The sequence below is a fragment of the Pelotomaculum sp. FP genome, assembly GCF_004369245.1.
Taxonomy (GTDB): Bacteria; Bacillota; Desulfotomaculia; order Desulfotomaculales; family Pelotomaculaceae; genus Pelotomaculum_C; species Pelotomaculum_C schinkii.
In genome coordinates this window covers 23834-30246 of record NZ_QFGB01000051.1, presented here as the reverse complement: position 1 = coordinate 30246, position 6413 = coordinate 23834, and the positions used below count along the sequence as shown (strand labels likewise).

General features: G+C 55.7%; 5 protein-coding genes. All 5 read right to left on the bottom strand.

What is annotated here, in order from left to right; all coding sequences use genetic code 11:
- Positions 1–118: 118 nt before the first annotated feature.
- A complete protein-coding gene (locus Psfp_RS16420; protein ID WP_134219618.1) occupies positions 119–1243 on the bottom strand; it encodes a DegT/DnrJ/EryC1/StrS aminotransferase family protein in 1125 nt (374 codons plus the stop codon).
- Between the two features lie 282 nt (positions 1244–1525).
- On the bottom strand, positions 1526–3316 hold the full coding sequence (locus tag Psfp_RS16415) for a nucleoside-diphosphate sugar epimerase/dehydratase (RefSeq protein WP_243120736.1): 1791 nt from the start codon (positions 3314–3316) through the stop codon (positions 1526–1528).
- A 231-nt stretch (positions 3317–3547) separates the two neighbouring features.
- The gene (locus tag Psfp_RS16410; RefSeq protein ID WP_134219616.1) at positions 3548–4279 is read right to left on the bottom strand and encodes a CpsD/CapB family tyrosine-protein kinase; all 732 of its coding nucleotides are present in this window, start codon (positions 4277–4279) and stop codon (positions 3548–3550) included.
- Between the two features lie 16 nt (positions 4280–4295).
- Positions 4296–5225: a Wzz/FepE/Etk N-terminal domain-containing protein gene (locus tag Psfp_RS16405; protein WP_205079608.1), complete on the bottom strand. Its 930-nt coding sequence runs from the start codon at positions 5223–5225 to the stop codon at positions 4296–4298.
- A gap of 247 nt (positions 5226–5472) precedes the next feature.
- Positions 5473–6267 (bottom strand): CpsB/CapC family capsule biosynthesis tyrosine phosphatase, encoded by a 795-nt coding sequence (locus Psfp_RS16400; RefSeq protein WP_134219615.1) that lies wholly within the window; start codon positions 6265–6267, stop codon positions 5473–5475.
- Positions 6268–6413: the final 146 nt, after the last annotated feature.

Sequence of the window (6413 nt, the reverse complement as noted above, 5' to 3'; positions counted from 1 at the left end):
GGAACGGTTAATTGATCCCTGGACAACATATGAACCGAAGTAAACCTCAGTTTCCACTATTGGTTAGTATAACCATATAATTATTATGACTTGTTAATTACATATTATGGTAAACCGATCACGGATGGTACTCACTTATATCAAAACCCAACTCCTTATAAGCGGTCATCATCGGCAACGGCTTGTAATGCACATTTGCTGAAACTTCGGCTTCAGCCATTTTTTCTATCAATGCATTACGCTGTTCCTCGCCTATTCCCGGTATCCTCGCCAGATAGAGATGTCCGCTAGACCTGCCATCCTCATAATGTCTAATCGATTTCACACCCAGCGACAGCAGTGCCCGATCATATCTTTCAATAATTTCGCGCCTGCGTTCCAACAGTCCCTCATATCTCTCAAGCTGTGCCAATCCGAACGCAGCCATGATATCCGTCATGTTGCATTTATAGCCTAGATGTACAATGTCATACTCCCACGCGCCAATCTTGTTCTTGGCCAGAGCGTCCTTGGACTGCCCGTGCAGGGAGTAGAGCATGTACTGGTTGTATAGCTTATCGTTATCAAGGCCCGGCATACCGTCACGGGCGGGGACATCTCTCCACACCACCGCGCCGCCTTCCGCCGTAGTCAGGTTCTTCACTGCATGAAATGAGAAACAGGTAAAGTCCGCAGCCATGCCGCTCTTCTTTCCCTGACGCTCTGCGCCTAAACCGTGGGCGGAATCAGCCACGACAATAACACGGTTGAAAATTTCCTGGAGCAGGTTGTGTGCCCGAAACAACTCCCGCTTACTTTCCACGACCTCAAATATCTTTTCGTAATCACACATCTTGCCGGCGATATCAACCGGGATGATAGCTTTGGTTTTTTCCGTTATTGCGCCGGCCAGCTTGTCATAGTCCATCTCAAATGAATCAGGCGCCGTATCCACAAGCACAATCTTTGCGCCGACGTGAGCTATAACAGATGCGGACGCTGTATATGTATAAGCGCTTGTGATGACCTCGTCTCCTGCGCCGATACCCAGGATACGAAGGGTTAGCTCCATTGCCGCCGTAGCTGAACTCAAGGCTACGGCTTTAGACGTGCCGGTGTACGCAGCTATCTTTTGCTCAAAAAACTTCGTCCTCGGCCCTGTTGTAATCCAGCCGGACTCCATCGCTTTTGCTACTTCTTCTATCTCAGCGTCAGTAATATCCGGCGGTGAGAACGGGATGTTTCTGATTTTGGTATTTACCATTATAGCGGCACTCTCCCACAAAACTATACTGTAACATTAGGACTACGTAAGTTCGGCGCTGGCGCACCGTGTGCGATTGAAATGGCGCCTACATTGCCGGGTTCCACCTTCTGCTGGTACCGTGTTAGCAGCATGATCGTCAAAGAATTTGAAAATCAGATAACCAAATATAGGCAACCCATCCTCCTACCAAAAAAGACTGCTGCAAGCCCCAAGCTCCATACAGTCCAATCAACCTATAAAATTGCTGCAAAGCACTCTTCCCATGCATGTCCCGGGAACCTACCCGGCCTGTACTTTCCTGTAGCTCCTGAACCTCGGTATAATAGCCCCCAGCGCGTTGAAGATGTCCTCGGCGGTGCACTGCAGCCCCTTGCGGGAGAGGTTGACCAGCTCGCTCTCCAGCGCTTCCACGTCGACGAGTGAAGGCCGCGCGGTAAAGATACGCTTGTGCTCGGTGGCGCTGGAGCCCTCCTCGGCGGTCAGCAGCTCTTCAAAAAGCTTTTCTCCCGGCCGTACGCCGGTGAACTTTATTTGGATATCCTTATCTGGCTCCAAGCCCGACAGCTTGATCATATCGCGGGCCATGTCCACGATCTTCACCGGCTCGCCCATGTCCAGGACAAAGACCTCCCCGCCCCTGGCCATGGCCCCGGCCTGGATTACGAGCTGCACGGCCTCGGGTATGGTCATGAAGTAGCGCTTCATCTCGGGGTGGGTGACGGTGACCGGGCCGCCCCTGGCGATCTGCTTCTTGAAAAGCGGCACCACGCTGCCGCTGCTGCCCAGCACGTTGCCGAAGCGCACGGCGGTGAATATGGTTATGCCGGCCATATTTTCCTGGGCGATGATCAGTTCGGCCATGCGCTTGGTCGCACCCATGACGCTGGACGGGTTGACCGCCTTGTCGGTGGAAATCAGGAGAAACCCGCTCGCCCCAAAGCGGACGGCAGCCTGGGCCAGGTTGCGGGTGCCGAAAATATTTGTCTTCACCGCTTCGGCGGGGTGCAGCTCCATCAGGGGCACGTGCTTGTGCGCCGCGGCATGGAAGACCACGTCGGGGCGGTGTGTTTGGAATACGTTGTCGACTCTGGGCTTGTCCCTGATATCCGCTATCTCGATCGCCAGGGCAACGCTGGGAAATTTCTCCTCCAACTCCAGCCAGATGCTGTGGATGCTGTTTTCACCGTGGCCCAGGAGCACCAGTTTTCTGGGGCCGACGGCGGCCACCTGGCGGCACAGCTCGGAGCCAATGGAGCCTCCGGCGCCGGTGATCAGGACCGTCTTGCCCCCCAGGTAGCCCGCGATTTCCTTCAGGTCCACGCGCACCGGCTCGCGGCGCAGCAGGTCCTCCAGCTGCACCGGCCGCAGGTGGTTCACGGAGACCTGGCCGTCGATGATCTGGTACATGCCGGGCAATATTCTCAGCTCGGCCTTGGTGCCGCGGCAGATATCCACGATTTCTCTGATGACCGCGGCCTCTACCGAGGGCATGGCGATGACGACCAGGTTGATCTTGAGCCGCGCCACCACCTCCGGTATTTGCTCCCGCGTGCCCAGTACGGGCAGGCCCAGCACTGTGACGTTGCGTTTCATGGGGTCGTCGTCGATGAAGCCGGCCGGCAAAAAGCTGCTTTTATTGCCTTTCAGCTCCCTGGCCACCATCGCCCCGCCGTCGCCGGCGCCGATGATCAAGGCCCGCCGGCTCGGCTTGTGTCCGTTGGTCTTCAGGTGTTCCACGGCGTATCGCCACAGCAGCCTGGAGCCCCCCATCAACTGGATGGCGAAGGCCCAGTGCATCACCACCACACTGCGCGGCAGCGGCGCGTGGGCGAAGAAGAATATCGCGATGGCCGCCAGGCTGCCGAGCGTGACCGCCTGGATCACCGCGAACAGTTCGCCCGTGCTGGCGTAGGCCCAGATCCGGTTGTAGAGCTTGAAAACGTAGAATATAGCGATGAAGGTTATTGTTATCCATGGGGCCAGGCTTATATAGGAGCGCAGGTACTGGCTGACGCCATCGTTTTCGTAAAAGCGCAGCACGAAAGGGATGGCCATGGCCAGGTTGATCATAGCGGCGTCGCAGAGCATTAGGAGTATTGTTCGCATGCTGGTTTTCAGAGGTGATCACTCCAGTGCTGTAAGGTAACAGATTCTATAAAGAGAAAGCTTGGTTAAAGAGCTTGGGCGCTGACGCGCCCTGTGCGAATGAATTGGCGCTTGCATTTTTAATTAATCTACACCCGTATTGTTAATTCATTTGCGCTGGCATTGTTAATTTTGCGCTAATATTTTTGCGCAGGTTTAGGGGCCTGCGGCCTGTTTTTCCTCGGTGGGGGTGTCTTTGGCGCCGTAGTAGTGATAGTAGTAGCGGTAGTAGCCGTCGCCGTGCATGCGGGCTTCGTTCAGCACCACGCCGATGCTTTTGGCGTTGGCTTTCTGCAGCTGGTCCCTGGCCGCCCGGGCCATTTCGATGCGCGATGAGCCCGACTTGAGCACCAGGAGCACGCTGTCGACCATCGGCGCCAGCAGGACAGCGTCGGTCACGGCGATCACCGGCGGCGCGTCAAGCAACACCATGTCGTACTCCGCCGATACCCGGGCCAGGATCTCGGCCATTTTGGCGGAGCCCAGCAGCTCCGACGGGTTGGGCGGGATCGGGCCGCTGGTGATCACGTGGAGCCCTTCCACCCCGGTGGCGTTGACGGCCTCGTCTAAAGCCAGGTCCTGGACCAGCAGGTTGGTGAGGCCAACACGGTTGTCCAGGTCAAAATACTTGTGCATCACAGGTTTTCGCAGGTCGCAGTCGATGATCAGGACGTGGCTTTTGGCCTGCGTTATAACCACCCCCAGGTTGGAGGTAACCGTAGACTTGCCGTCCTCCGGGCCGGGGCTGGTGACCAGGATCGTCCTGTTCAGTCCGTTGGAAGAGGAAAAAGATATATTGGTCCGCAGGGTCCGGAACGCCTCCGCTATTGCCGATTTGGGCCGGATGTGCGAGAAAAGCTTTCTTTCCTTCCCGTTGCTTTTAGACATTGCTACACCTCGTTGTTTAGTCACTGCCGTAATAGGTCCTGGCGCGGCTGTCCGCGGACGGGATCATCCCCATCACAGGCAGGTCCAGGTGCCTGGCCACGTCCTCCGGGTTTTTGATCGTGTTGTCCAGGAACTCCAGCGCGAAGGCCAGAGCCACCGAGGCCATCAGGCCCAGCAAAAAGGCCACGGCTATGTTCATCTGCTTGTTGGGCTTGACCTGGATCGCCGCCATGGCCGGTGAAACGACCACCACGCTGGTGCTGCCCAGGTCGAAGGAACGTGTGATCTGCGTCTTGGTGATGCCCTCGGACAATAGTGTCAGCATGCCCTGCAGGCGGTCGCGCTCGGACTGCGTCGTGGCGGCGTCGAGATCTTTCCGCACCTCCGCCATCTGCTCCTGCAGAAACACCACGGAACGGTCCATCACTTCCTGGTTCCTCTCCGTTATCGACCCGATAAATTCCTTGCTCAGCGTATTGGCGATGTTCACGGCCAGCTGCGGGTCGTGGTTGCTGACGCTCACCTCCAGCAGGTAGGAGTCCTTGGCGGCCGAGACCTTGACCTGGCCGGCCAGCCCGCGGGGCGTAAAGCCGTAGGGCTCCAGACCCATTTGCTCAATAACCCGCTTCATCAGCTCGTCGCTCTTGACCTGGCCGACGTAGGTGTTCATGGTCAGCACGGGGATGCGGGAGACGGTATTGAGCAGATCGTCCGGGTCATTGCTCCGGGTCGTCGTCTGCAGCTTGTCCGCCGCCTGGGTGACCAGGAGGACGGTCTTGGCCTCGTAGACGGGCTTCAGCACAAAGAAGCTCAAAATGGCGCTTACAAGCACCGCGAGCAGGGTGATCAGGACGATCAGGGCACGGTGTTTTTTCAGGAGTTGTATGTACACACGCAGGTCTATTTCCTGCTCGTCGATACCGGCCACGGTGTTTTCATTGGGCAAAAGCTTTTTACCTCCAGTATTGCCGCGTTAAAACATGCGGGAAAAAACAAAAAAACCGACAGGAAGCGCTGCCGGTTGCGTCACTGGCTCAAACTGGTTTCAGACGCCCAAATAAAAAACCAGTTTCATCACCTTCAGCCTGCATATGATATTGTTCTTTTTCCTCAATTGTTATATTTCGACATGGCTTTGTCTACTCCTTCAAGCGTAACAAAAAAAAGAAATTACCAGATAAAAAAAATTTATACTACCTTGGAAGGTATTTTCTGAAAAAGCTGAAAATGCCTCGTCCGGCTGGACGCAAATCCTTGATTTCACCGGTCTGGATCCGCTCGCCCTTTATCGCCCGGTCCGGGTTCCCGGTTAAAAGGTTTTGGGCTTCTTCTTCGCCTGCCAACTGTACCGCTTCCTTGGCCGCGTCTGAAAGGACAGGCGCCCGGTCACCGGTGGCGTGCGCGTCGGACGCGATAAAGTGAACGCAGCCCTGTTTGAGAAAGGTCCTGGCGGTGGCTACGGCCTCGGAGCCCATGAGGCCGGTCAGGCTGCCGGCGGTTATCTGAACCAGGGCGCCGTGAGAAACCAGTTCGTGGAGAAGGCCCGGCTCCCTGGCAAAATCTATGTTTCGCTCCGGGTGGGCGATGATGGGTGTTACACCCTGCAGCTGGAGTTCGTAAAAGACCTTACCCGTGTATTCGGGCACCAGAGCGGCAGGCAGCTCCACCAATAGATAGCGCCCGGCGTCGTTGACGGTCAGGAGTTCGCCCCGGGCCATCCACTTGGGTAAATCGGGCTCAAGGTGGTACTCTGCGCCCGGCAGAATTGATAAGGATACATCGTTTTCCCGCAAAACTCTTTGAAGCTTTTCCGTCGCTGTCAGGATCGCTTCCCTGGTGTTCGGGTAAAGCCCTGTTATTACATGAGGTGTAGCCACCATGACCCTGATACCGTCGTCGACGGCGATTCTGGCCATGGCGAGAGACTCCTCCAGGCTGCTTGCGCCGTCATCAATACCCGGCAGGATATGACTGTGGATGTCGATCATCGGAAACCCTCTTTATATAATGAAATGGTAATAGAAAACTTTATCTTCAATGAATTGGTAACCCGGTATATTCTATAGCAATATAGTTTATTCCTGCATGTTAAAAAATGGAATTCCTTGGCGATTCATGACGGTTATTCTGCCGA

Coding starts and splice junctions, on each gene's coding strand:
- Psfp_RS16400 (WP_134219615.1), bottom strand. CDS start 6,267: ATGATCGACATCCACAGTCATATCCTGCCGGGTATTGATGACGGCGCA.
- Psfp_RS16415 (WP_243120736.1), bottom strand. CDS start 3,316: ATGATCAACCTGGCCATGGCCATCCCTTTCGTGCTGCGCTTTTACGAA.
- Psfp_RS16420 (WP_134219618.1), bottom strand. CDS start 1,243: ATGGTAAATACCAAAATCAGAAACATCCCGTTCTCACCGCCGGATATT.
- Psfp_RS16410 (WP_134219616.1), bottom strand. CDS start 4,279: ATGTCTAAAAGCAACGGGAAGGAAAGAAAGCTTTTCTCGCACATCCGG.